We start from the raw sequence: 24,687 nt of genomic DNA, 5'->3' as shown, positions 1-24,687 counted from the left end.
GGAGTTTGAATAAGAGGAATTATCGTTTGCTTGATATGACGCAGGGTTTCACTCGAGACCGAGGTGCGGCCATCGCTGGCAAGCCAGCTCCCACAGGTACAGCGGCGTTCGCAATATCTGTGTACACCAGCAATCCCTGTGGGAGCTGGCTTGCCAGCGATGGGGCCATCAGCATCACCACAGAAAGCAGGCATGAAAAAGGCGACCCGAAGGTCGCCTTTTTTTGACGCAGACGCTGTTGATCAGAACTCGTGATCAGCGTTGTCCGGGTTCAGGTCGCTGATGCCCAGCTTGCCGGCAGCGGCTTCGATCGAACCGGTCTGCTTGACCAGAGACGCGATGGCGTCGCGAACAATCTGGTTGCCAGCGGTGTTACCCGCAGCGATCAACTGGTCGTAGTGCTCACCCTTGTTGGCGTGATCGACCATGACCTGGATCTTGGCTTCGGTAGCGGCCAGATCGGCTTTCAGTGCGGTGTCGGCAGCCGGGTCAGCCTTGGCCACCAGCGACGACAGGCTGGCGCCGGTCATCTTGGTGCCGTCAACACGGGTGTACTCGCCCAAATACACGTTACGAATGCCTTTGGCATCGTAGAAGTGCGAGTTGTGGGTGTTGTCGCTGAAGCAATCCTGCTCGTCTTCAGGGGAGTTGGCTTCCAGGGACACCTTCATGCGCTCGCCCGCCAGCTCGCCCAGGGACAGGCTGCCCATGCCGAAGAGCATTTTGCGCAGACCGGTTTCGCCCGGCTCGGCTTCGAGGGTGGCGCGGTAGTTGTCAGCCACGTTCGGCTTCCAGTTACCGACCATTTCCTCCAGGTCGCTGACCAGCAGTTGAGTCACCGACTTCAGGTAGGCACGACGACGATCGTTGTGACCGCCAGTAGCGCCGGCGCCTTCCAGATAGTCGGAGGCCGGACGGTTGCCAGCGCCAGGGCCGGTACCGTTCAGGTCCTGGCCCCAGAGCAGGAATTCGATGGCGTGGTAGCCAGTGGCAACGTTGGCCTCGGAACCGCCCAGCTCGTTGAGGCTGGCGAGTTTTTCCGGGGTGATGTCTTTGACGTCGACCTTGTCTTCGCCGACCTGAACTTCGGTGTTGGCGATGATGTTGGCGGTAGCGCCCGGGTTACCCAGTGCGTGCTCGTAGGATTTGTCGACGTAGTCGATCAGACCCTCGTCCAGTGGCCAGGCGTTAACCTGACCTTCCCAATCGTCGATGATGGTGTTGCCGAAGCGGAACACTTCACTCTGCAGGTACGGAACGCGCGCGGCGACCCAGGCAGCCTTGGCGGCTTTCAGGGTGTCGGCGTTCGGTTTGGCGAGGAAAGCATCGACAGCGGTCTGCAGGGTTTTCGCGGTGGATTCGGCATCGCTGTAAACGGCGAAGACCATGTCGGCGTAGTGCGCGACCACAGCCTTGGCGGCGGCTTCGTCGACTTTACCGGCAGCGGCAGGCGCCGCCGCAGGTGCGGTGGTGCTGGCGGCTGGCGTCGGTGCGGCCGGAGCGGCGGCCTTGTCTTTACCTTCGCCGCAACCGGCGAGGGAAATAGCGATGGCCAGCAGACTGGCGGTAGCCAGAGGCATACGAATCATGGCGAACATCCTGCTTCGATAGTTGAGTGGACTCGCGCTGGGGGTGCGCAAAACTGCGACATAATGCAAATCTTTCGCATTATGTGTAAAGGGTTGTGGCTGGAAATATTTCTTATTTACGTCGGTGTGATGGCACAGATCAAAAGATCGCAGCCTCGTTGCACTCGACAGCTCCTACAGGGGAATGCGATTCATGTAGGAGCTGCCGCAGGCTGCGATCTTTGCTTTTATAAAATAGCCGCGTTAGTGCGTTGCGCTTGCTTGAGATAGGCACCCAGCTCGCGGGCCGGCAATGGCTTACTGTAGTGATAGCCCTGACCTTCGTGGCAGCCTTCGGAAATGATGTAGCTTTCCTGCTCGGCCGTTTCCACGCCCTCGGCAATCACCTGCATGCCCAGACTTTTGCCCAGTTGAATGATCGCGCGAACGATGGTCGCATCATCGTCGTCATCCAGCAGATCCTGCACGAAGCTCTTGTCGATCTTGATCTTGTCCAGCGGCAGACTTTTCAGATAGCTGAGCGATGAATAACCGGTGCCGAAGTCATCGATGGCGATCAACGCGCCGGAGCGACGCAGGCTGAGCAAATGTTGGGCGGCGGTGCTGATGTCTTCCATCAGGCCGGTTTCGGTGACTTCCAGCTCCAGGCTGCGCGGCGGCAGGCGGTACATCTGCAACAGGTTGTTCACCACTCGCGGCAGCTCGGCGTGGTGCAGCTGCACGGTGGACAGGTTCACGGCCATGCGCAGGTCGGCGAAACCCTGATCGTGCCATTCGCGCAATTGCTTGCAGGCCTGGTCGAGTACCCATTCGCCGATGGCGATGATCGTGCCGTTCTGCTCGGCCAGCGGAATGAAAAGGTCCGGCGGCACCAGACCGTGTTCCGGATGCTGCCAGCGAATCAGTGCTTCAACGCCGACCACGCGGTGATCGCGATAGCTGATCTGCGGCTGATAAACCAGATAGAACTGATCGCGCAACAGGGCATCGCGCAGGTCTTTTTCCAGCTCGCGGCGACGACGCATCTCGCTGTCGACGCTGGCGATGTAAAACTGATAACGGTTGCGCGAGCGGGTTTTGGCCAGGGTCATGGTCTGTTCGGCCTTCTGCAACAGCTTCTCGGTGCTGTCGCCATCCTCCGGGAACAGGGTGATGCCGATGGTCGCGCGCAGGCGGATTTCCTGATGGTCGAGGGCGAACGCCGCTTCCAGATCATCAAGGATGCTTTGCGCCAGTTCCGCTGCTTCGTAAGGTTGTTCGATGTCGGCCTGTACCAGCGCAAACTGGTCACCACCCAGGCGGGCGAGGGCGCCGAGGCGGCCGCTGTGGGCACGCAAGCGATCGGCCAGAGCCAGCAACAATTGGTCGCCGGTCTGGTAGCTGAACTGCTCGTTGATGCCTTTGAAATCGTCCAGCCCCACGCACAACACTGCGACCCGGCGTTGCAGCTTGCCGGCGTCGACCAGAATCTTGTCCAGTTGCTGCTGGAGTTGCTGGCGATTCGGCAGGCCGGTGAGGAAGTCGTACTGGGCCATGCGCAGCAGACTGTTTTCGGCTTCGTGGCGCAGATGGGTGTTGCGTTCGATCGACTCAAGCAACTGATTGGCGGTGTTGATCCAGATGCCCAATTCGTTTTTTTCGTGGCCCTTGAGCTGCGGGATCTTGTGCTCGCTGGGGCGATCCGGGTTGATCTCGGTGAGGTGCTCGATGATCCGCGACAGCGGTTTGGTCAGCAGCCAGTGATAGACCAGGTACAGCACCAGACCCATCGCCAGTGCGCGCAACACGCCGGAGATGAAGATGATTACCGAACTGACGATAAAGCCTTCGCCATAGGTGGCGGTATCGAGGGTGATGCTCAGGTCGCCGTAATACTCACTGTACGGGCCACGCCCCACCAACTGCGTGGTAAAGGTGCGCTCCTGGCCGAGGATAAGGTCGGTCAGCCAGCGGCTGTTGGACTGCTGCAGGTCGCGGGATTTCTGCGCGAGCATGGCTTCGTTGGGATGGCCGATGGAGGCCTGACGCACGGCATCGTCCTGGAACAGGCCTTCGATCACCTGCATGCCCATCTCCCGGTCCAGGCTGTAAACGGCCTGGGTCGACGGGTCGCGGAACATGTCGAGGATGCGTTCGGCGTCGCCGGCAACGGCCTGACGGGTTTTATAGGCATCGAAAACGATCTGCGCGCAGCTCAAGACTACGCCGACGATCAATGCCGACAGGAGCACGACCCGGAGCAACTTCACCGACAAGCTGTTCTTGAGTTCCAGCTTCAAAGGGTTATTCCTTGTTCCGTGCGGGTAGCGTCAAGTTGCCATGAGTATTGGCAATCCCGTGTTTGCAGTCAAAGGGACAATCAGACCGGGGATGATTTGCCCGTGGCCTTGGCCGAAATGCTGCTGTTTGGAGTATTAGCCCTATTTGTACTGTGTCGGTAGTTTCGGCCCTCAACTTGAGCGGTTCGCAGCATTTTTTCCTCTTTTTGATGGTAGTCCGCTGTGGCACGGCGGCAAGCAGCGGCAGACCGCTTTCAGCGTGAGAAGAACGCTATTGATCGTTCCCATGCTCAGCGTGGGAATGCCTCTAGGGACGCTCTGCGTCCAGTGACGCGGAGCGTCACGGTCTGCATGCCCACGCGGAGCGTGGGAACGATCATCGTACGGGGTCTATCCGGGCATAAAAAAACCCGGCAAAAGCCGGGTTTTTGACTGGCGCGCAGCTTAAGCGGTGAAGGTTTTGCCTTCGAACTGCTCAGCAACGAACTTCCAGTTGACCAGGTTCCAGAACGCTTCGACATACTTCGGACGAACGTTGCGGTAGTCGATGTAGTAAGCGTGTTCCCAGACGTCGCAGGTCAGCAGCGGGGTGTCGCCGCTGGTCAGCGGGTTGCCGGCGCCGATGGTGCTGGCCAGGGCCAGGGAACCGTCAGCCTTTTTCACCAGCCAGCCCCAGCCGGAACCGAAGGTGCCGATCGAGGTTTTGCTGAACTCTTCCTTGAACTTGTCGAACGAACCGAAGGCTGCGTTGATGGCTTCAGCCAGCGCGCCGGTTGGTTGACCGCCGGCGTTTGGCGCCAGGCAGTTCCAGTAGAAAGTGTGGTTCCAGACCTGAGCGGCGTTGTTGAAGATACCGCCCGAGGAAGTCTTGACGATTTCTTCCAGGGTCTTGCCTTCGAACTCGGTGCCTGGCACCAGGTTGTTCAGGTTCACGACATAGGTGTTGTGGTGCTTGTCGTGGTGGTATTCCAGGGTTTCCTTGGAAATGTGCGGCTGCAGGGCATCGTGTGCGTAAGGCAGCGGCGGCAATTCGAAAGCCATGATGATTCTCCTAATCAGGTCTGTTGCGGTGAGCGCAAGGCCGATCACGGGCGGCCAGAAATGCACCGGCGAGTTTTTACTCTTTGCGGCGCAGGGTTTCGATCATAGCACCGGGGTTGCGGCATAACCACGCAACAACTGTGTGGGATAGAGGTTCCAGAGCTGTTTGGAATAAATCAGCTCGCGAGAACTAGTTGCCCGGCAACCGTGAACATCATCAACGCCACTACCAGATCAAGGATCCGCCAGGTACTCGGACGTGCCAGCCACGGCGCCAGCCATGCCGCACCCAGCGCCAAGGTGAAAAACCACAGCAGCGAAGCGCTCGCCGCCCCCACTACATAAGCCCCTGGCACTGATTGCTGTGCGCCGAGCGAGCCAATCAACAACACCGTATCCAGATAAACGTGCGGGTTGAGCAGCGTGACCGCCAAAGCGCTGAGCATCACCGCCCGCAGCGAACGCACCGTCTGGTTCTCACCCTGCTCCAGGCTCTGTTTCGAACAGGCCCGGCGCAACGCCTGGCTGCCGTACCAGATCAAAAACGTCGCACCACCCCAGCGGGCGATCGCCAACAGCGTCGGGTTTTGCGCCAGAACTGTCGCCAGCCCGAACACCCCGGCCGCCACCAGCAGTGCATCACACACCACGCACAGCGCCGCCACCGGCAAATGATGTTCACGTCGCAGGCTTTGCGCCAATACAAACGCGTTCTGCGTGCCGATCGCCATGATCAGCCCGAACGCCACCAGCAGGCCGTTCACATAGCTTTGCCACATGAGATTTACTCCGCGTTGGCTGCGAGATCGCGCAGCACTTGCATGGCGCGTTCGGCGTCGGCCTGGCCGACAAACAAATGGTCGTGGTAGTAACCGGCGATCACGTTGCAACTGATCCCGGCCTTGCCCAGTGCTGTGGCAAACGCGGCGGTGAGGCCAACGGCTTCCAGCGCCGAATGCACGTTCAAGGTGATCCACGCGGCGACATAGCCGAAGCTGAAGCCGGCCTGTTCGGCATGGGCGCGTTGCAGAATCACGGTCAGGCCTTCCTTTTCACGGAAGCTGCCGACAATCTCCAGACCGCTCGGCAACACACCGTCGCGCAGGGTGCAGAACACGTATTCGCCGGCGTTGAGTTGCGGGCTCATGCTGCGCAACAACGTCGAGAGTGAAGTTTCGCCAGCCATCAGTGTGGTCCTTGAGAAAGAGTGCTTGCTGGCTATTCTCCGGTCGAAACCTGTATAAGAAAAACCAATAGTGCTGATCGCTCATTAGGAAAACTGATGTTCGACTATAAATTGCTTTCTGCTCTGGCCGCCGTGGTCGAGCAGGCCGGTTTCGAACGGGCCGCGCAGGTGCTCGGTTTGTCGCAATCGGCGATTTCGCAGCGGATCAAGCTGCTCGAAGCGCGGGTCGGCCAACCGGTGCTGATTCGCGGGACGCCACCGTCACCGACCGAGATTGGCCGGCGCCTGCTCAACCATGTGCAACAGGTACGTTTGCTTGAACGCGACCTGCAAACGCTGGTCCCGGCGCTGGATGAAGAGGGCCTGCCGGAACGTCTGCGCATCGCGTTGAATGCCGACAGCCTCGCCACCTGGTGGGCCGAAGCGGTAGGCGATTTTTGTGCCGAACAACATTTGCTGCTCGATCTGATCGTCGAAGACCAGACCGTCGGCCTCAAACGCATGCGCGCCGGCGAAGTCGCCGCGTGCCTTTGCGCCAGCGAACGGCCGGTGGCCGGTGCGCGCAGTGTGTTGCTCGGCGCCATGCGTTATCGCGCGCTGGCCAGCCCGGCGTTCATCGAACGGCATTTCCCTGATGGCGTACGCGCCGAACAATTGCCGCGCACCCCGGCGCTGGTGTTCGGGCCTGACGATTTTCTCCAGCATCGCTATCTCGCTTCGCTGGGCGTGGATGGCGGATTCGAACACCATTTGTGCCCATCCTCGGAAGGTTTTATCCGCCTGACCGAAGTCGGACTGGGCTGGGGCCTGGTGCCGGAACTGCAAGTGCGCGAACAATTGCAACGCGGGTTATTGCGCGAACTGTTGCCAGATAAACCGATCGACGTGCCGTTGTACTGGCATCATTGGCGCAATGGCGGTCAGCTGCTGGGTTTGCTGACCGAGCAATTGGTGCGTTCATCGGCGCAATGGCTGGTGCCCTGGAAGCAGCCATGAGCGTCAAGCTGCAAGCGGCAAGTTAAAGCGCTTGCACACTGTTTTAATTTTGCAGCTCGAAGCTTGAAGCTCGCAGCTGGTTTCATTGGAGCTTTGCATGAAAATTCTGGTCACCGGCGCAAGCGGCTTCATTGGCGGACGCTTTGCGCGTTTCGCCTTGGAGCAGGGCCTGGACGTGCGGGTCAACGGTCGCCGGGCCGAGAGCGTCGAGCATCTGGTGCGCCGTGGTGCCGAGTTTGTCCCCGGCGATCTGACCGATGCCGATCTGGTTCGTGAGCTGTGTTCCGATGTTGAAGCCGTGGTGCACTGCGCTGGCGCTGTTGGACTGTGGGGACGCTATCAAGAATTCCATCAAGGTAACGTGCAGGTCACCGAAAACGTCGTCGAAGCCTGTCTGAAGCAGCGCGTCCGGCGTCTGGTGCATCTGTCGTCGCCATCGATCTATTTCGATGGCCGCGATCATTTCAACCTGACCGAAGAGCAAGTGCCCAAGCGCTTCAAACATCACTACGCCGCAACCAAGTACCTGGCCGAACAAAAGGTCTTTGGCGCGCAGGAATTCGGTCTGGAAACCATCGCCCTGCGCCCGCGTTTCGTCACCGGCGCCGGCGACATGAGCATCTTCCCGCGCCTGCTCAACATGCAGCGCAAGGGCCGCCTGGCGATCATCGGCAATGGCCTGAACAAGGTCGATTTCACCAGTGTGCACAACCTCAACGAAGCGCTGCTCAGCAGTTTGCTGGCCGCCGGTTCCGCGCTGGGCAAGGCCTACAACATCAGCAACGGCGCGCCGGTGCCGTTGTGGGATGTGGTCAATTACGTGATGCGCAAGATGGAGGTGCCGCAGGTCACCAAGTACCGTTCGTATGGTCTGGCCTACAGCGTCGCGGCGCTCAACGAAGGGGCGTGCAAGCTCTGGCCCGGACGTCCGGAGCCAACCCTGTCGCGCTTGGGCATGCAGGTGATGAAAAAAAATTTCACCCTCGACATCAGCCGCGCCCGGCATTATCTGGACTACGATCCGAAAGTCAGCCTGTGGTCGGCGCTGGATGAGTTCTGTGCGTGGTGGAGAGCTCAGGACATCCGTTGAAACGATTCGGCCGGGCGGCAATGAACCGTGTAGCCGCTTGGGGGTCAATCCCTGCGGCTGCGGCGGTTATACTTCGCAGCATTTAGCCATCACCGCGTTTCACAAAGGTTGCCTCAATGTCCATGCGTAATGATGCCCACGACGATTTCGATGATGTCCCGAGCCTGCGTGCCGACACCTTCGACGACGATGACATTCCAACCACCGCCCGCACCTCCGTGCACTCGCGCACGCCGCCGGTGATCAAGGTCAAGGCCGCGAGCACCGGGCCGTTGTGGGCCTTGGTCGGCGCATTGTTTTTCGCCTTCGTCGGTCTGGCTTGGTGGAGCTTTCAGCAGATTTCGCTGATGGAGCAGCAACTGGTCGCGACCCAGGAAAGCTTTGCGCGGATCAGCGAAGAAGCGGCCGGACGTCTGCAGGACATTTCCGGTAAGGTCGTCGCCAGCCAGTCCAACGTCACCAGCGACAGCGAAGCCCTCAAGCTGCAAATCAAACAGCTCGAAGGCAAGCTGCTCGATCAGAGCAAACAGCAGCAAGGCGTAGCGGGGCAGGCCAGCGATCTGGACAAACGCCTGGCACAGATGACCGCGCAGACCACCGAACAGCAGAACGCCAACACCCAGTTGCAAGCGCAGGTCAAAGCCTTGACTGCGGAACTGGCGACGCTGAAAAGCACACCGGCCGACACCAGCAAGGTCGACACGCAGTTGAAGGCCTTCGATGCACAGTTCAAAAGCCTTGGCGCCGATATTGCTGCACTGAAAAAGCAGGGCAATCCAAGCGCGGCGATCGATCGTCTTGAGCAGGAAATCGTCGTGCTCAAAAGCGAACAGGACAATCGCCCGGCGGCACCGCAGGGTGGCGGCAATACCGCCGAGTTCGACGCCTTCCGTGGGCAGATGACCCGCAACATCAACACCCTTCAGGCGCAGATTCAGAATTTGCAGCAGCAGATCAACGCCCGCCCGTAAGGCCTGAACAACGCTGGTGGGGCTTGCCTCACCAGCGTATCCGCGACACGTTCAGAAACCGTCTGAATATCCATACATCACCCCAAGCCGTCTACGCTCTTGAAACACCAACAAGAACGAGGGATGCGCTATGGGGTTTTTGCATAAAGTGGCCTGGCTCGGCGTGATGTTACTGGCCGGTTTCGGCCAGGCCAGCGCCGCCACGACCGCCAAGGATGACAGTCAGGCCGCCATCGCCTTGCTGGAAAAAGCCCTGGCCTATTACCACGACAACGGCGACAAGGCGTTCGCCGCGTTCAGCCGTCAGGGCGAGTTTGTCGATAAGGATCGCTATGTATTCGTGGTCGATACCAAGGGCGTGATGCTTGCCAGTGGCGGACCTTCGTCGGCGTTGATCGGTCGGGACGTCAGCGAAGTACTCGGCCCGGATTTGCAGAAAACCTTCAAGGACGCGTTGAAAGTGCCGGAAGGTAATGGCATTCAGCAGGCCGAATACCGTTGGCAGAACTGGTCGGACGGCAAGGTCGAGCGCAAGCATGTGTATTACCAGCGCATTGGTCAGCGAATTCTGGCGGTCGGTTACTACTTGCCGCGAGCGTCACCGGAGCAGGCCAAGGCATTGCTCGACAAAGCGGCGACTGATCTGGGCAAAGACGAGAAGGGCACGCTGAGCGCGATCAACTCGCTCAAGGGCGGCTATTTGCAGGATGACCTGTATGTCTTCGTCGTCGACCTGAACACCCAGCGATATGTTGCCCATGGCACCAATCTGCGCTTGATCAATACCGACTTCGGCAAGGTCAAGGACCCGGAAGGCAAACCGGTGGGCGAGCCGATTCTGGCGCTGATCGGCAAGCAGGATGAGGGTGAATATGAATACCGCTGGAAAAACCCGGTGACCGGCAAGGTCGAGGACAAGCATGCCTACCTGAAGAAGGCCGGGCATTTCCTTGTCGCCGTAGGTTACTACAGCCCCTGAGTGAAACACCGGCTTCCTGTAGGAGTGAGCCTGCTCGCGATGCGGTGTGTCATTTAACGATGATGTCGACTGACATACCGCATCGCGAGCAGGCTCACTCCTACAAGGGGTCTGCGTTGTTTGAATTATTTGGCGCCATGCTCGCGCCCGCGCAGCAGGTTGTTCGGCATCGCAATCGCCGCTGCCAACCCCAGCAACGACACCGCCGCACTCACCCACAACAAATGCCGGAACGTCAGCAGCAATTCCGCCCGCAAGGCGTTCTGCGCATCCCCCGGCGCGGCGTTCAAACCATCCAGCAGAACGTTGCCCGAATGCCCTTCGCTCATCAGCGAACTGCTCGCCAGATGGGCGAAATTCGAATCCTGCAGCAACGCCAGCAACAGTGCCGACATCAACGCCACGCCCACTGCGCCGCCGAGAGAGCGAAACAGGTTGGTGGTGCTGGTGGCTACGCCGATGTCGCGTTGTTCCACCGAATTTTGTGTACCGACCAACGAGGTCGGGAACTGCATGCCGCTGGAAATACCACAGAGCAACATGAACAGTGCGCTGAGCAGCGTCGCCTCCGGTGGGCTGAACGCCATGCCGAGAATCGCGATCGGCATCAGCAGAGCGCCGCTCAGAATCTGTGGTTTGTATCGCCCGGTGATCGACGTGCGCCGGCCAGCGAAAAATGCACCAATCGGCAACCCCATTGCCAACGGCAACAAGTGCAAAGCGGCGCTGTCAGCCCCGGCACCGGTGACGCTCTGAAAGCGCAGCGGCATCAGCACGATGAGCGAAATCGCCTGGAAACTGGTAAAGAAAATCGTGCACCAGCACAGCAGGGCGTTGCGGTTGGCGAACAGGTGCATCGGCAGCAACGGTTCCTTGGTCCGACGCTCATGCCAGACAAACACCGCCAACACCACCACCGCACAAGCGAACAGGCCAAGCACTTCACCGCTGCGCCACGAATGACCCTGACCAACCTGAGTAATGCCCAGCAGCAGGGCAGTGAGGCCGATGATCATCAGCACGGTGCCGAGGTAGTCGATGATTGGTTTGCGCTGGGGAATCGGCAGTCCGCGCAAGTTGCGCCGCGCCACCCACCAGGCACCGAGGCCCAGCGGCAGGTTGATCAGAAATACCCAGCGCCATGACAGGTACTCGGTCATGTAACCACCGAGTACCGGGCCGGCGACACTGGCCACTGCGTACATGCTGCTGAAGTAACCCTGATAACGCCCACGCTCACGCGGCGGCACGATGTCGCCGATGATCGCCTGACTCACCGAGATCATCCCGCCGGCGCCGATGCCCTGAAGGATTCGCGCCAGCACCAGTTGCTCCATGCTCTGCGCCATGCCACAAAACAGAGAGGCGAGGGTGAACAGGCCCATGCCGAACAGCATCAGTTTGCGCCGTCCGTACAAGTCCCCGAGCTTGCCGTAGATCGGCACCGCCACCGTCATCGCGACCATGTACCCGGAAATCACCCAGGCGAGCAGGCTGACATCCTTGAACTGAGCAGAGATGGCCGGCATCGACACGGCGACGATGGTCTGGTCCAGCGCACCGAGAAAGATCGCCATCATCAGCGCGACCAGCACGCTGCGAATGGCCGGTTTGGGCGTTTCGGGGTGATTGAGATTGGTCACGGGCAAAACCTGCGGGCAGTGAGAGTCCCGCAGATCGTCAGGCGAGCGGGGATGCTCGCCAGTGTAAGTCGGTAGCAGGCTATTCGATAGCCTCGTACGGAAGTCCGACGTAATTTTCTGCAATGGTTTTTCGCCCCGCTTCTGAACTGACAAAGTAGTCCAGTTCCGAGGCGCTGATGCGCTGGCTGAAAGCGTCGTGATCATCGAAACGGTGCAGCATCGAGGTCATCCACCAGGAAAAGCGTTCCGCTTTCCAGACGCGGCGCAGGCAGATTTCCGAGTACTTCTCGAGCAGATCGGTGCGCCCGTCGCGGTAAACCTTCAGCAGAATATTGAACAGCGTGCTGACGTCACTCGCCGCCAGATTCAAACCCTTGGCGCCAGTGGGCGGGACGATGTGCGCGGCGTCACCGACCAGAAACATCCGCCCGTATTGCATCGGCTCCACGACAAAACTGCGCAGAGGCGCGATGCTTTTTTCGATCGAAGGGCCGGTAACCAGTTTCTCGGCAAGCTCTACTGGCAGACGATTTTTCAATTCATCCCAAAAGCGCTGATCGCTCCAGTCATCGACGTTTTCATCCGCCGGTACTTGCAGGTAATAACGAGTGCGCGTTGCCGAACGCATGCTGCACAAGGCAAAGCCGCGTTCGTGGCGGGCGTAGACCAACTCGTCATGCACCGGCGGCGTGTCAGCCAGAATCCCCAGCCAGCCAAACGGATAAACCCGCTCGAAGACTTTCAGACTATCGGCCGGAATCGACTGCCGCGCGACGCCGTGGAAACCGTCGCAACCGGCGATGTAATCGCAATCGACGCGAAAGATTTCACCGTCCTTTTCAAAGGTGACAAAAGCTTCATCGCTTTTCATGCCGTGAGGAACGACATCGCGCGCCTGGTAAATCGTCGGCGCGCCAGCGTCCCGACGAGCGGCCATCAGGTCGCGGGTGACTTCGGTCTGGCCGTAGATCATCACCGTCTTGCCGCCGGTCAACGCGTGCAGATCGATGTGCACCTGACGCCCGTCCAGCGCCAGATCGAAACCGCCATGCACCAGTCCTTCGGCGTCCATCCGCCGACTCACGCCAGCCTGACGCAACAGCTCTACCATGCCCTGTTCGAGCACACCGGCGCGGATGCGCCCGAGGACATAATCGGGCGTCTGGCGTTCGAGGATAAGGGTGTCGATGCCAGCGTTGTGCAACAACTGGCCGAGGAGTAAACCGGACGGACCGGCGCCAATAATGGCGACTTGGGTTTTCAGCATTTTCATTGTTTTTATGACTCGCAAGCTTCACGCGGCCAAGACCGGTGAATGATTTTTATGGATCGAGTGCTTGCATTTTTCCCTTGCGGGTCTGTCAATTGAAGGTGAAAACTGAGCCGATACCTGTACATTCTGCCAATCGGTGCGATTATCGCCCACAACCCCGAGGCCTGGATTGAAGTGATGAACAAGCCTGAGCTGCCTTCGATTCCAGTGTTCAAGCTCTACGGTGAAAGCCTGGACTGGCCGACCCCTGACTTGCTGCACTGTGAAACCATTTCCTCCCGCAGTCGCGAACATGAGTGGGAAATCAAACCCCACCGCCATGCTGATTTGTGCCAATTACTCTTCGTCTTCAAAGGTCAGGCAGAGCTTGAGATCGAAGGGCAACGCACGCAACTCCACACCCCGGCCATTCAAGTGCTGCCACCGCTGTCGGTGCACGGCTTTCGTTTTTCCGAAGACGTCGAAGGGTTCATCGTTACCCTCGCCACACCGCTGATCAACCACTTGCAGGCGCAACTGGGCGATTCGGTACATGCGCTGGCCAGCGCAGAACACTATCCGGCCGGCCACGACGGCGATTACCTCAACAGTCTGTTCTCGGCGCTGCAGGCCGAGTACAACGGCCACCAACCGGCGCGGGAAATGCTCATGCATTCGCTGGTCAGCGTGATCATGGTCTGGGTCAGCCGTCAGGCAATCGTGCGGCACAAAGCCAGTCAGCGGCCGCAACGTCAGCGCGAATACCTCAATGGCTTCATACAGTTGGTGGAGGAGACTTACCGCCAGCACGTGAAGGTCGAGGACCTGGCGCATCGCCTGGGGATTTCGGTGTCGCACCTCAATGGCACGTGTCGAGAACTGGCGGGGCAACCGGCCTTGCAGATCATGCATGAACGGCAGTTGCTGGAGGCCAAGCGCTTGCTGACCTACACCAGCATGACGATTTACGAGATGTCGGAGTTGTTGGGTTTTTCCGATCCGACCAACTTCACGCGGCTGTTTCGGCGGCGGGTGGGGATATCGCCAAAGGCTTTCCGCGACAGCCTGAAGGCCGAGCATTAATCTCATAAACGCCGCAAAAACCTGTGGGAGCTGGCAAGCCAGCTCCCACAGGTAATGAGTCAACCTCAGGCTCAGCGCAATGCGTTCAGCGTGGCATTGTGCGGAATACAGCGCTCGAAGTTGCAGCTCGCGTACTCGCGCGGCAACTGTCGCAGCTGTTCGACCCGCCAGGCAGCGGTGCCGTACAGCGCCAGCGTGGCGGCGCAGGTGATGAAAATCGCGACGTACCTTCTTGTTTTGATGTTCATGGCGTAGACCTCTGAACGACATACCCTGCGGTATTACTTTCAGCATAGGTCAGCGGTGGGGAGTTGCCAGCGAGTGCGCTTGAGCTTGTAACTGGCCATTCAGCATATCGATAGCCACAGTGGATCGGGTTTACAGGCCGATATCCCATTCGGGGTTTTCGGGAAATCTGAGCACCAGAAAATCCAGCATGCTGCGCAGCGCCGCCGGCATGTGTTTGCGCGAGGCATATACAGCGTAGATGCTCATCTGTCGCGGCTCCGCATGGGGCAGCAGTCGCACCAGTTCACCGCTGTGAATATGCACCCCGGCCTGATAGGTCGGCAGCATCGCCACCCCCGCGCCAGCCAATGTTGCGCGCAATAACGTACTGGCTTCGTTGGCGCTGATATTGCCCTGCACCGGCACCGAAACCGGTTCGCCATCCTCCTCGAAGTGCCACAGGCTTTTGCCGAAATACGAGTGCGTCAGGCAGTTGTGTCGACTCAGTTCCTCGACCCGCAGAGGCGCCGGCTGTTCTTGCAGATACGCCGGCGCGGCGCAGACCACCGAACGACAAACGGTCAGGCGCCGGGCGATCAGGTTGGGGTCGAGATCGTTACTGGTACGAATCGCCAGATCGATGCGCTCATCCACCAGATTCACCGTGCGATCGAGCATTTGCAGGTCGATGCTCACACCGGGATAGCGTTTCACGTACGCCGCCATTGCATCCGCCAGTTGGGCCTGGCCGAACGAAGTACTGACGCTGATCCTTAGCAGCCCGCGCGGTGCGTCGTGGGGTTCGCTGACGGCGGCCTGCATGTCGGTCGACAGTTCGATCATCTGTCGGCAACGCGGCAGAATTTCACTGCCGGCAGCGGTCAGGCTCAACTTGCGCGTGGTGCGGTGCATCAGGCGTGCGCCGACCCAGTCCTCAAGCTCCGCCAGATAACGTGAAACCACCGGCCGCGACAGGTCCAGATGATCGGCTGCGGCCGACTGGCTGCCCAGATCCACCACGGTGACAAACACCCGCATTGCTTGGAGACGATCCATGATTTGCCCGCTTTCAGAAACAAACTATGTTCAAGCATCGCATTTTTTGTACTGAGTCAGGCAACTAAGCTCTGTTCCATCGCCAAACACGGCATTCGGACACCGGAGCAACAGATGATCGGCTTCACCACACTCAAACGCGTTCTGCTCGCCACCGCTTCCCTGGGTTTCGCCGCGCATGCCGCCGCAGCCAACCTGACCCTCGACGTCTACAACCCGGGAACCAGCGCGATTTTTCCGGTGACCTCGGTACTGGTCAGCGGCGAGAAAGACGCGATCCTTGTCGATGCGCAATTCGGCAAATCCCAGGCTGAACAGGTCGTGGAAAAGATCCGCGCCAGTGGCAAACACCTGACCACTATCTACATCAGCCACGGTGACCCGGATTACTACTTCGGCCTCGATACCCTGACTCAAGCATTCCCGGAAGCCAAGGTAGTGGCCTCGCAGCCGACGGTTGATCACATCAACCAAACCGTCGCCGGCAAACTGGCCTTCTGGGGGCCGAAAATGGGCGCCGACGTTCCGGCGAAAACCATCGTGCCGGGCGTGCTCAAGGGCGACAGCCTGATGCTCGAAGGGCAGAAGTTGCAGGTGGTCGGCCTTGAGGGCAAACAGCCGGATCGCAGCTTTGTGTGGATTCCGTCGCTCAAGGCCGTGGTCGGTGGCGTCGTCGTTGCCGAGAACATTCACGTATGGATGGCCGATACCCAGAGCGCGCAATCCCACGCCGATTGGCTGGAAACATTGCACGCGATCGAAACCCTCAAGCCGAACACCGTGGTGCCAGGCCATTACCTCGGCAACAGCAGCCGTTCGCTGGCCAGCGTGAAATTCACCGCCGACTACATTAAGGCGTTCGACGCGGAAACCGCCAAGGCCAAAGACTCCACCGCACTGATCAAGGCGATGAAAAAACGCTACCCGAAACTGGGTGAGGAAAGCTCGCTGGAGCTGAGCGCGAAAGTCGCCAAGGGCGAAATGCAGTGGTAAGCCGATTCTGAAAAACGCAGCACTCTCAAGCCAACTGGAGAATGTCATGAGCAAGATCGCAATCATTGGTGCCACCGGCCGCGCCGGTAGCCAATTGCTGGAAGAAGCCCTGCGTCGTGGCCATAGCGTGACCGCTATCGCCCGCGACACCTCGAAGATCGGCGCCCGTGCCGGTGTGGTCAGCAAGAATGTCGATGTGCTGGATGCCGCAGCGCTGCAAGACGCGGTGGCCGGTCATGATGTGGTGATCACCGCCGCGCATTTCGCCACCGTGCCGGCGGCGGCGATTGTCGGGCCGGTGAAACAGGCGGGCGTGCAGCGCTTGCTGGTGGTCGGCGGTGCTGGTTCGTTGTTGCTGCCGGACGACACTCGGGTGATCGACAGTGCGGGTTTCCCGGCGGAGTACAAAGCTGAAGCCAGTGCCGGTGCGGCGTTTCTTGAGGCGTTGCGTCAGGAGAAAGATCTGCACTGGACCTTTCTGTCGCCGTCGGCGGAGTTTGTTGAAGGTGAGCGCACGGGGAGTTTCCGCGTCGGCCAGGATCACTTGCTGGTGAGCGCCGAGGGGCGTAGCTGGATCACTTTTGCTGATTATGCGATTGCGCTGATCGACGAGGTGGAAACGCCGAAGCATTCGCGTCAGCGGTTTACTGTCGGGTACTGAGTGAATCCTTGCCCCTCACCCCAGCCCTCTCCCGAGGGAGAGGGCTGGGGTGAGGTGTCTGGCGTTGTACATCGACCTGAGTGATCGAGTCGATTATGGATTCAACGCAGTAATTTCACGTCGGCGTATTTCTAGAGCATCCCCTAATCAGTCCCCTCTCCCTCTGGGCGGTCCGACGTTTCGGGAGGGTTAAGGTGAGGGGAAATAGCCTCACCGCAAATGAGCCTGCTCAACCAGCCAGATCATCAATTCCTCCAACTGCGGCGAAGGCTCGGTTCCCGCAGGCACCACCACGTAATACGCCAGCCCCGTCTTCACCTTCAACGCAAACGGCATCACCAGCCGTCCCGCGCGCAAGTCATCACCAATCAACGACCAATCCCCGATCGCCACCCCCGTCCCATGCGACGCCATCGACATCGCCTGATCCAGCGTTTCGAAATGTTGGCCCAGGTTCACGTTGTTCAATTGCAACTCGGCCGCTGTCAGCCAGACCTTCCAGTCCTGAGTGTCGGAAGTCGGATGCAGCAACAAGTGCTGTTGCAGATCCGCCGGCTCGAACAACGTTGGCGGGCCTTTCAACAGTGCCGGTGAACAGACCGGGGTCAGTTGCTCATCGAACAGGTGCAGGGCCGTCGAGGAGTTGTCCGGCGGCGTTCCATAGATCACCGCCGCGTCAAATTGCTCGCGCTGAAAGTCCACGCCATGGGCCAGGGTGGTGGTCAGTTTGACCGGCACATCCGGGCGTTCCTTTTGCCATTGCAGCAGGCGTGGCACCAGCCAGCGCATCACACAACTGGGGGCCTTGAGTTGCAGGGTTTCGCGCTTGAGACCGATCTGCTCGGTGGCCTCAGTGATCAGACCGAAAACCTTCTCCACTCGCGGCAACCATTCCCTTCCTTCAGCCGTCAGCTCCAGCCCTCGGGCCAGGCGGATGAACAATTCATACCCCAGATGATCTTCCAGTCCGGCGATCTGCCGGCTCACCGCGCCCTGGGTGATGTGCAACTGCTCGGCGGCCCGGGTGAAGTTGCAGCACTGCGCGGTGATCAGAAACGTATGCAGGGCGGGCAGGGGGGGCAGTCGTTTCATGTGGATCCAAGGTATGACGTGAGGACATGGCTAGTATGACTTTTAATCGATTGTTGCCGCTACCTGCCGACCGTTCAATGAGCCCATGAAGGGCCCTCTGTAGGAGTGAGCCTGCTCGCGATAGCGGTGAGTCAGTCACCGCAGTGTTGAATGTGAAGACGCTATCGCGAGCAGGCTCACTCCTACAGAAAGGCCCTGTGTTTTTAGCTGACAAAAGGGCAATGACATGGCGACGTGTGGCGAAGTACTGGTCAAGTTACTCGAAGATTACGGGGTCGAGCAGGTGTTCGGCATTCCCGGCGTGCACACCGTGGAGCTGTATCGCGGGCTGGCCCGTTCGAGCATCAACCACGTCACCCCACGGCATGAGCAGGGCGCCGGTTTCATGGCCGACGGTTATGCGCGCACCAGCGGTAAACCGGGGGTGTGCTTCATCATCACCGGCCCGGGCATGACCAACATCACCACCGCCATGGGCCAGGCTTACGCCGATTCGATCCCGATGCTGGTGATCTCCAGCGTGCAGAGCCGCAACCAGTTGGGCGGTGGGCGCGGCAAGCTGCATGAGTTGCCGAACCAGAGCGCACTGGTCGCTGGCGTCGCAGCGTTCTCCCACACGCTGATGTCGGCGTCGGAGTTGCCGGGCGTGCTCGCTCGCGCATTCGCCTTGTTCCAGGCCGGCCGTCCGCGTCCGGTGCACATCGAAATCCCGCTGGACGTGCTGGTAGAAGACGCCGATGACTTGCTCGCCAGCGTTCCGGTCAACATCGATCGCGCCGGCGCCGCGCCCGCCGCTGTGAGCCGTATGAGCGAGTTGCTCGCCGGCGCTCAGCGTCCCTTGATCCTCGCCGGTGGCGGTGCGATTGATGCCGCTGCCGAACTCACCGAACTGGCCGAACTGCTCGATGCACCGGTGGCGCTGACCATCAATGCCAAGGGCATGTTGCCGTCGACGCATCCGCTGCTGATCGGTTCGACGCAAAGCCTGGTCGCCACCCGCGCGCTGGTCGCCGACGCCGATGTGGTGCTGGCGATCGGCACCGAACTGGCCGAAACCGATTACGACGTGACCTTCGCCGGTGGTTTCGAGATTCCCGGCAAACTGCTGCGCATTGATATCGATGCCGACCAGACCGTGCGTCACTATCCGCCACACGTGGCATTGGTTGCCGATTCACGCAATGCCGCGCAGGCGCTGCTCAGCGCCTTGTCGCAAAAAGCGCTGGCTGAGCGCCGCAACGATTGGGGCCAGGTGCGCGCCGCGCGTCTGCGTGAAGATCTCGCCGCAACCTGGGATGCCCCGACCCTGGCGCAAACCCGCTTCCTCGAAACCGTGCTGCATGAATTGCCCGACGCGGTGTTCGTCGGCGACTCCACGCAACCGGTGTACACCGGCAACCTCACGTTCAATCCGGAGCGTCCGCGCCGCTGGTTCAACTCGTCGACCGGTTACGGCACCCTCGGCTATGCGTTGCCGGCCGCGATTGGCGCATGGCTCGGTGGCCAACTCGACAAAGGTGCACGGCCACCGGTGGTGTGCCTGATCGGCGATGGCGGTTTGCAATTCACCCTGCCGGAACTGGCCAGCGCCGTCGAAGCGCGCACGCCGGTGATTGTCCTGTTGTGGAATAACCAGGGCTACGAAGAGATCAAGAAATACATGGTCAACCGCGCCATCGAACCGGTCGGCGTCGATATCTACACCCCGGACTTTATCGGCGTGGCCAAGGCCCTCGGTTGCGCTGCCGAAGCGATCAGCTCGGTGGAACAACTGCGCAGTGCGCTACGTGCGGCGACCGATCGCCAAGGCCCGACCGTGATCGAAATCGACCAGCACCAGTGGATGCAGGCGGTGGCCCAATGATCAGTTTTCCAACCACACTCGATGGCCTCTACATCAACGGTCAATGGTCGGCCGGCCGCGAACATCTGCGCGTGATCAACCCGGCCACCGAGGCGTTGCTGACCACGGTCAATGGCGGTGACGAGCACGCGGTCGAGCAAGCGGTCGCCGCTGCCACTGCCGCGTTCAAGGATTGGTCACAAACCAGCGGTGCCGAGCGCGGCGCAATCCTGCGCAACATCGCCAATGGCGTGCGCAACGGTCGCGATCACTTGATGAACCTGCAGTCGAGCAACAACGGTAAACCGCAGTTCGAAGCGGCCATCGACGTCGATGACGTGATCGCCACGTTCGAGTACTACGCCGAACTCGCCGAAGGCCTCGACGCCAGACAGGACAGCAACGTGCCGCTGCCCAGCGATGATTTCAGCGCCCGCCTGCGCCGCGAGCCGTGCGGTGTGGTCGGGCTGATCGTGCCGTGGAATTTCCCGATGGTCACCACCGCGTGGAAACTCGCCCCGGCGCTGGCCGCCGGGTGCTGCGTGGTGCTGAAGCCATCGGAAGTCACGCCGCTGCCAGAGCTGGAGCTGGCGGCGATCATCGCCGAAGCCGGCCTGCCCACAGGCGTGTTCAACGTCGTTTGCGGTACTGGTCTGGCGGTCGGTGCACCACTGTCGGCGGATCCGCGCATCGCCAAGATTTCCTTCACCGGTAGCAACGCCGTCGGTGTCCAGGTGATGCAGCGCGCCGCTGAAACAGTGAAGGGCGTGAGTCTGGAGCTGGGCGGCAAATCTTCGCTGCTGGTGCTCGAAGATGCTGATCTGGAACTGGCGGTCGAGCTGGCTTGCGGTGGCGGTTTCTTCAATGCCGGACAGATGTGCTCGGCCACCAGCCGCGTATTGGTCGCCGATGAGCTGGCAGACGAATTCCTCGAACGTTTGCACAAGCGTGCGCAAGCAATTCGCGTCGCCGACCCGTTCGACCCGGACGTGGAGATGGGCGCACTGGTCAATCAGGCGCAATACCAGCGTGTGCTTGGTCACATCGACCGCGGTCTCAGTGCTGGCGCGAAGCTGCTTTGCGGCGGCAATCGTCCGGCAGATTTGCCGCGTGGCTATTTTTTGCAGCCAACCGTGTTCACCGACGTGCCCCTCGACAGTGCGCTGTGGTGCGAAGAGATTTTTGGCCCGGTGCTGTGCGTGCGCCGTTTCAGCAGCGAAGCCGAGGCAATTGCCTTGGCCAACGACAGCCAATTCGGCCTGGTCGCCAGTGTGGTGACGCGTAACGCCGAGACCGCCGAGCGGGTCGCCAACGCCCTGCAGGCGGGGCTGGTGTGGCTCAACGCACCGCAAGTGATCTTCCCGCAAACGGCGTGGGGCGGTTACAAGCAGAGCAGTATCGGCCGCGAGTTGGGGCCATGGGGCCTGGCCGCTTTTCAGGAAATCAAACACGTGATCCGGGCGCTCTGAACGCCCGAAAAAGGTCAGCGCATGCCTCGCAACGAGGCATGCGTCGGCGTCATGGCTTCAATGAGTTTTTATCGATAGTCAGGTGTTTTGCACGACCTCAGGATGAACCCGTCGGCAGCGCTAAAGCCCTTGTAAAACGGGGCTTGGCGCGGATCCGGCCGCGCGGATGCAACGGTTGCGACCAACCTCATACTTAAAAGAACAAAGGGAGTCCGTCATGGGCGAGCACGATCTGAACAGGCGTCAATTCATTAAAACCGTCGGCGTCGCCTCGGTGGCGGCGGCCGCCCTGAGCATGCCCTTCATCCGGGCGAGCGCCAGCGATACGCGTTTTGCCGGCAAGACCCTGCGTTTGCTGACCTGGTCGGATGACACCGGCCTCGCCGCACTGCGTAACATCGCCGCCACGTTCGAAGCCAAGACCGGTGCCAAGGTCATCGCCGACCGCACTGGCAGCACCTCGGAAATGGTCGCCAAACTCAAGGCCGGCGGTGACCGTCCGCAGTACGACATCATCACCCTGGCCGGTGTCGGTGCCGAGGGTCTGGCCGCCGCCGGGCTGCTGGAAAAACCTGATTTAAACCGCATTCCCAACCTGGTCGACGTCCCGGAACAATACCGCACCGGCGCCAATGGCCACGGCATCGGTTATCTGTTGTGGTGCAACAGTCTGGTCTACAGCACCCGCACACAAAAAGACGCGCCAAGCAGTTACGCCGCGTTGTGGGATGCCGATCTGGCGCCGAACATTTTCCTGCCGCCGCCGAACTGGACCGAAGCGATGGACCTGATCATCATCGCCGCGAAACTGGCCGGCGGTGACGAACACAACATCGAACCAGGTTTCAAGAAGCTCGCCGAACTCAAGGATCGCGTGGTGACTTTGGGTGAAAACCCGAACCAGATCGCCGAACTGTTCCGCACCGGATCGCTGGACATGGGCGGCCTCTATGCGCCGGCATTTTTCCCCAAGCAGATCCGCGATCCGAACTACGGCCTCGGTGCTACCTTCGGCATGAAGGAAGGTTTTTACACCGACCTGATGCTTTCGGTGATGCCGAAGAATCGTCCGGGCGACACCGATCTGGCTTACGCGTTTATCGATCACTCCCTCGACCCGCTGGTGCAGGGCAAGATGGCCGAAGACATCTTCAACGGCCCGGTCAACGCCAAGGCGATCATCTCCGCCGAAGCGCGCAAGAGCCCGTTCATCCTCACGCCGGAGCAGATTGCCGAGAAGGCGATCATGCACGACAACGCCTTCCTGGCCACCGTGCATGACCAATGGATTCGTCGCTATACGGAAATTTTTTCTTCCTGACGCCGAACTCCCACTGTAGGAGCTGCCGAAGGCTGCGATCTTTTGCCTTTGATCTTCTCTGAGCAGATGAGGATCAACAGCAAGATCAAAAGATCGCAGCCTTCGGCAGCTCCTACAGGGATGTGTTGTTTGGCTTTCCATTGACGAGATCATTGCTATGGAACATCAATCCCTGACCCAAGCGGTCGGCGCCGCTGACGTGCGCCCGACGCGCGCTGTTTCACCGACTGCGCGGGCGTGGCTTTTCCTCACGCCGTCGATGCTGTTTCTCGGCGTGCTGATCGCCGCCAGCCTGCTGGTGCTGCGCATGAGCGTCGGCACCAAAGGCGCGGAGTGGAGCGGTTTCAGCCTGGCCAGTTACGCCCAGTTGCTCGAACCGTACTACCTGAAATCCTTGTTGCTGACCTTGCGTCTGGCGTTGATCAGCGCGGTGATTGCCGTGGTGTTGGCGATCCCGGTGGCGTACACCATGTCGCGGCTGACCTCGCCGTTTCTGCGACGGATTTTCCTCGCGGCGGTACTGCTGCCGTTGCTGGTCAATCTGCTGCTGCAAAGCTATGGCTGGCTGGTGATTCTCGGCCCGGCCGGCATGCTCAATCAGGCGCTGATGGGGCTCGGCCTGATCAAGCGGCCGATCATGTTGCTGTACAACCAGAACGGCGTATTGATGGGGCTGGTGCAAACCGCGTTTCCGCTCGCCGTGCTGCCGATCGCCAGTGCCATGCGCGGCGTCGCCCGCACTTATGAGGAAGCCGCCGCGACCCTCGGCGCCAGCCGTTTTCAGGTGTTCCGCCAAGTGGTGTTACCGATGAGTTTGCCCGGGATCATCACTGGCGCAACGCTGGTGTTCGCTTACAACGCCAGCAGCTTCGTCGTGCCGTTGCTGCTCGGCGGTCGTCGCGTGCCGATGCTGGCGGTGATGGTGCATGACCAGATCGCGCCGCTGATGAACTGGCCTGCCGCGTCCGCTGCCGGTGTCGTACTGATTGTCACCACGCTGGCGATCATGACCTTGTCCGAATACATCACTGGCCGTCGTCGGCGTCTGCTGGAGGCTTCGCAATGAGTGCCCTGACCAAGAAGCGCATGGCGCTGCTGCCCGGCGAAACCGGCAAGTTCGCCGGCATCCTCTCCGGCTTCATTCTGCTGCTGGCGGTGTTGCCGATCCTGACCATGATCGTCATGTCGTTCAGCGGTGCGTCGAACCTCGACTTCCCGCCGAGCAGCTACAGCCTGCAATGGTACAAAGCGGCCTGGCACACCTTCGTTTCGCCGGACGCCAGCGATGTGCTGAGCCTCGGTCAGGCGATGGCCACCAGTCTGCTGGTGTCGTGCCTGACGATGATCTTCGCCACGCTGATCGCCGTGCCCGCGGCTTACGCGCTGACCCGTTGCGAGTTCCGTGGCAAAGCCGTGGCGCTGCAACTGATGTCGCTGCCGCTGGTGTTTCCGATGGTGGTGTTGGGTCTGGCATTGCTGCTGGTGTTCGACAGCCTGCCGTTCCACATGACCACCTCGCGATTGGTGATCGCCCACGTGATTCTGGCCTTGCCATTTGTGGTGAAAAACTGCACGGCGGCGATGCTTTCCATCGGCAACGAAGTCGAGGAAGCGGCGCGGATGCTCGGCGCCTCGCCATTGCGCGCGATTGTCGATGTGGTGGTGCCGTTGATGAAGTCGGGGATTCTGGCGGGCATGCTGCTGGCGTTCATCGTCTCGTTCAACGAGTTCACCGTGACCTATTTCCTCTACACCATCGACGTCATGACCGTGCCGATCTGGATGTACAGCCGCACCGTGTCATCGCTTGACCCTACCGTGTTCTCGTTTGCCGTGCTGATCGTGCTGATCGACTTCGTCCTGATCTGGGCGCTGGAGAAGCTGGTGGGCGAGGGCGGCGTTTCCTTTTGATTTG

Annotated in this window: 22 protein-coding genes; 12 read left to right on the top strand and 10 right to left on the bottom strand. The window is 60.2% G+C overall.

Translation table 11 applies throughout. The annotated features are described in order from the left end of the window. Positions 1-242 precede the first annotated feature (242 nt). The 5 genes from AC3IUF_RS23555 to AC3IUF_RS23535 form a co-directional block, all read right to left on the bottom strand. On the bottom strand, positions 243-1,589 hold the full coding sequence (locus AC3IUF_RS23555; protein ID WP_007918935.1) for an imelysin family protein: 1,347 nt from the start codon (positions 1,587-1,589) through the stop codon (positions 243-245). A gap of 227 nt (positions 1,590-1,816) precedes the next feature. Next, positions 1,817-3,868 carry a putative bifunctional diguanylate cyclase/phosphodiesterase gene (locus AC3IUF_RS23550; protein WP_007918934.1) on the bottom strand — a complete coding sequence of 684 codons (2,052 nt, stop codon included), beginning with the start codon at positions 3,866-3,868 and terminating at the stop codon, positions 1,817-1,819. A 444-nt stretch (positions 3,869-4,312) separates the two neighbouring features. Then, positions 4,313-4,909 (bottom strand): superoxide dismutase, encoded by a 597-nt coding sequence (locus AC3IUF_RS23545; RefSeq protein WP_007918933.1) that lies wholly within the window; start codon positions 4,907-4,909, stop codon positions 4,313-4,315. 176 nt (positions 4,910-5,085) lie between these two features. Beyond that, positions 5,086-5,688, bottom strand: a complete 603-nt coding sequence (locus tag AC3IUF_RS23540; RefSeq protein WP_007918932.1) for a LysE/ArgO family amino acid transporter — start codon at positions 5,686-5,688, stop codon at positions 5,086-5,088. Positions 5,689-5,693: 5 nt separating this feature from the next. Continuing rightward, positions 5,694-6,095 carry an ACT domain-containing protein gene (locus tag AC3IUF_RS23535; protein WP_007918931.1) on the bottom strand — a complete coding sequence of 134 codons (402 nt, stop codon included), beginning with the start codon at positions 6,093-6,095 and terminating at the stop codon, positions 5,694-5,696. Between the two features lie 96 nt (positions 6,096-6,191). Here AC3IUF_RS23535 and AC3IUF_RS23530 point away from each other — a divergent pair, with 96 nt between their 5' ends. From AC3IUF_RS23530 to AC3IUF_RS23515, 4 genes are all read left to right on the top strand, one after another. Next, positions 6,192-7,091: a LysR family transcriptional regulator ArgP gene (locus AC3IUF_RS23530; protein WP_007918929.1), complete on the top strand. Its 900-nt coding sequence runs from the start codon at positions 6,192-6,194 to the stop codon at positions 7,089-7,091. A gap of 97 nt (positions 7,092-7,188) precedes the next feature. Further along, positions 7,189-8,181, top strand: coding sequence for an NAD-dependent epimerase/dehydratase family protein (locus AC3IUF_RS23525; RefSeq protein ID WP_489279440.1), 993 nt, complete (start codon positions 7,189-7,191; stop codon positions 8,179-8,181). Positions 8,182-8,297: 116 nt separating this feature from the next. Continuing rightward, the gene (locus AC3IUF_RS23520) at positions 8,298-9,152 is read left to right on the top strand and encodes an ATPase (protein ID WP_123376484.1); all 855 of its coding nucleotides are present in this window, start codon (positions 8,298-8,300) and stop codon (positions 9,150-9,152) included. 130 nt (positions 9,153-9,282) lie between these two features. Continuing rightward, positions 9,283-10,131, top strand: coding sequence for a cache domain-containing protein (locus AC3IUF_RS23515; protein WP_007918922.1), 849 nt, complete (start codon positions 9,283-9,285; stop codon positions 10,129-10,131). Between the two features lie 125 nt (positions 10,132-10,256). Here AC3IUF_RS23515 and AC3IUF_RS23510 read toward each other — a convergent pair whose 3' ends face one another. Then, entirely contained in the window at positions 10,257-11,774 is a 1,518-nt protein-coding gene (locus AC3IUF_RS23510) for an MDR family MFS transporter (protein ID WP_414917075.1), read from the bottom strand. Positions 11,775-11,853: 79 nt separating this feature from the next. Then, a complete protein-coding gene (gene pobA / locus AC3IUF_RS23505; RefSeq protein ID WP_489281703.1) occupies positions 11,854-13,038 on the bottom strand; it encodes a 4-hydroxybenzoate 3-monooxygenase in 1,185 nt (394 codons plus the stop codon). A 186-nt stretch (positions 13,039-13,224) separates the two neighbouring features. Here pobA and AC3IUF_RS23500 point away from each other — a divergent pair, with 186 nt between their 5' ends. Continuing rightward, entirely contained in the window at positions 13,225-14,109 is an 885-nt protein-coding gene (locus tag AC3IUF_RS23500) for a helix-turn-helix domain-containing protein (protein WP_007912638.1), read from the top strand. A 71-nt stretch (positions 14,110-14,180) separates the two neighbouring features. Here the strand turns inward: AC3IUF_RS23500 and AC3IUF_RS23495 are convergent, their stop codons facing one another. Together AC3IUF_RS23495 and AC3IUF_RS23490 are read right to left on the bottom strand one after the other, a co-directional pair. Beyond that, positions 14,181-14,357 (bottom strand): hypothetical protein, encoded by a 177-nt coding sequence (locus tag AC3IUF_RS23495; protein WP_007912636.1) that lies wholly within the window; start codon positions 14,355-14,357, stop codon positions 14,181-14,183. A 130-nt stretch (positions 14,358-14,487) separates the two neighbouring features. Continuing rightward, entirely contained in the window at positions 14,488-15,393 is a 906-nt protein-coding gene (locus AC3IUF_RS23490; RefSeq protein ID WP_489279437.1) for a LysR family transcriptional regulator, read from the bottom strand. Between the two features lie 114 nt (positions 15,394-15,507). Here AC3IUF_RS23490 and AC3IUF_RS23485 point away from each other — a divergent pair, with 114 nt between their 5' ends. Further along, positions 15,508-16,386: an MBL fold metallo-hydrolase gene (locus AC3IUF_RS23485; protein ID WP_095112310.1), complete on the top strand. Its 879-nt coding sequence runs from the start codon at positions 15,508-15,510 to the stop codon at positions 16,384-16,386. A gap of 46 nt (positions 16,387-16,432) precedes the next feature. Beyond that, on the top strand, positions 16,433-17,047 hold the full coding sequence (locus AC3IUF_RS23480; RefSeq protein ID WP_489279436.1) for an NAD(P)-dependent oxidoreductase: 615 nt from the start codon (positions 16,433-16,435) through the stop codon (positions 17,045-17,047). Between the two features lie 210 nt (positions 17,048-17,257). Here the strand turns inward: AC3IUF_RS23480 and AC3IUF_RS23475 are convergent, their stop codons facing one another. Further along, on the bottom strand, positions 17,258-18,139 hold the full coding sequence (locus AC3IUF_RS23475; RefSeq protein ID WP_489279434.1) for a LysR substrate-binding domain-containing protein: 882 nt from the start codon (positions 18,137-18,139) through the stop codon (positions 17,258-17,260). Between the two features lie 226 nt (positions 18,140-18,365). On the opposite strand from AC3IUF_RS23475, the gene AC3IUF_RS23470 reads away from it, so the two are divergent. From AC3IUF_RS23470 to AC3IUF_RS23450, 5 genes are all read left to right on the top strand, one after another. Further along, a complete protein-coding gene (locus AC3IUF_RS23470; RefSeq protein WP_489279433.1) occupies positions 18,366-20,003 on the top strand; it encodes a 5-guanidino-2-oxopentanoate decarboxylase in 1,638 nt (545 codons plus the stop codon). After that, positions 20,003-21,451: an aldehyde dehydrogenase family protein gene (locus AC3IUF_RS23465; protein ID WP_176472306.1), complete on the top strand. Its 1,449-nt coding sequence runs from the start codon at positions 20,003-20,005 to the stop codon at positions 21,449-21,451. The genes AC3IUF_RS23470 and AC3IUF_RS23465 overlap by 1 nt, the downstream gene beginning before the upstream one ends. 217 nt (positions 21,452-21,668) lie before the next feature. Beyond that, the gene (locus AC3IUF_RS23460; RefSeq protein ID WP_007912623.1) at positions 21,669-22,772 is read left to right on the top strand and encodes an ABC transporter substrate-binding protein; all 1,104 of its coding nucleotides are present in this window, start codon (positions 21,669-21,671) and stop codon (positions 22,770-22,772) included. A gap of 157 nt (positions 22,773-22,929) precedes the next feature. Beyond that, positions 22,930-23,838, top strand: a complete 909-nt coding sequence (locus tag AC3IUF_RS23455) for an ABC transporter permease (RefSeq protein WP_007912621.1) — start codon at positions 22,930-22,932, stop codon at positions 23,836-23,838. Next, positions 23,835-24,683 carry an ABC transporter permease gene (locus AC3IUF_RS23450; protein ID WP_123376479.1) on the top strand — a complete coding sequence of 283 codons (849 nt, stop codon included), beginning with the start codon at positions 23,835-23,837 and terminating at the stop codon, positions 24,681-24,683. The genes AC3IUF_RS23455 and AC3IUF_RS23450 overlap by 4 nt, the downstream gene beginning before the upstream one ends. Positions 24,684-24,687: the final 4 nt, after the last annotated feature.

This window comes from Pseudomonas sp. KH_040 (assembly GCF_057839305.1).
The sequence above is the reverse complement of the archived record's forward strand: the minus strand, read 5'-3'. Positions and strand labels throughout refer to the sequence as shown.

Bases quoted from the DNA above. Each gene is read 5' to 3' on its own strand.
- AC3IUF_RS23555 (WP_007918935.1), bottom strand. From the start codon at position 1,589: ATGATTCGTATGCCTCTGGCTACCGCCAGTCTGCTGGCCATCGCTATT.
- AC3IUF_RS23545 (WP_007918933.1), bottom strand. From the start codon at position 4,909: ATGGCTTTCGAATTGCCGCCGCTGCCTTACGCACACGATGCCCTGCAG.
- AC3IUF_RS23540 (WP_007918932.1), bottom strand. From the start codon at position 5,688: ATGTGGCAAAGCTATGTGAACGGCCTGCTGGTGGCGTTCGGGCTGATC.
- AC3IUF_RS23535 (WP_007918931.1), bottom strand. From the start codon at position 6,095: ATGGCTGGCGAAACTTCACTCTCGACGTTGTTGCGCAGCATGAGCCCG.
- AC3IUF_RS23530 (WP_007918929.1), top strand. From the start codon at position 6,192: ATGTTCGACTATAAATTGCTTTCTGCTCTGGCCGCCGTGGTCGAGCAG.
- AC3IUF_RS23525 (WP_489279440.1), top strand. From the start codon at position 7,189: ATGAAAATTCTGGTCACCGGCGCAAGCGGCTTCATTGGCGGACGCTTT.
- AC3IUF_RS23520 (WP_123376484.1), top strand. From the start codon at position 8,298: ATGTCCATGCGTAATGATGCCCACGACGATTTCGATGATGTCCCGAGC.
- AC3IUF_RS23515 (WP_007918922.1), top strand. From the start codon at position 9,283: ATGGGGTTTTTGCATAAAGTGGCCTGGCTCGGCGTGATGTTACTGGCC.
- AC3IUF_RS23500 (WP_007912638.1), top strand. From the start codon at position 13,225: ATGAACAAGCCTGAGCTGCCTTCGATTCCAGTGTTCAAGCTCTACGGT.
- AC3IUF_RS23495 (WP_007912636.1), bottom strand. From the start codon at position 14,357: ATGAACATCAAAACAAGAAGGTACGTCGCGATTTTCATCACCTGCGCC.
- AC3IUF_RS23490 (WP_489279437.1), bottom strand. From the start codon at position 15,393: ATGGATCGTCTCCAAGCAATGCGGGTGTTTGTCACCGTGGTGGATCTG.
- AC3IUF_RS23485 (WP_095112310.1), top strand. From the start codon at position 15,508: ATGATCGGCTTCACCACACTCAAACGCGTTCTGCTCGCCACCGCTTCC.
- AC3IUF_RS23480 (WP_489279436.1), top strand. From the start codon at position 16,433: ATGAGCAAGATCGCAATCATTGGTGCCACCGGCCGCGCCGGTAGCCAA.
- AC3IUF_RS23475 (WP_489279434.1), bottom strand. From the start codon at position 18,139: ATGAAACGACTGCCCCCCCTGCCCGCCCTGCATACGTTTCTGATCACC.
- AC3IUF_RS23470 (WP_489279433.1), top strand. From the start codon at position 18,366: ATGGCGACGTGTGGCGAAGTACTGGTCAAGTTACTCGAAGATTACGGG.
- AC3IUF_RS23460 (WP_007912623.1), top strand. From the start codon at position 21,669: ATGGGCGAGCACGATCTGAACAGGCGTCAATTCATTAAAACCGTCGGC.
- AC3IUF_RS23455 (WP_007912621.1), top strand. From the start codon at position 22,930: ATGGAACATCAATCCCTGACCCAAGCGGTCGGCGCCGCTGACGTGCGC.
- AC3IUF_RS23450 (WP_123376479.1), top strand. From the start codon at position 23,835: ATGAGTGCCCTGACCAAGAAGCGCATGGCGCTGCTGCCCGGCGAAACC.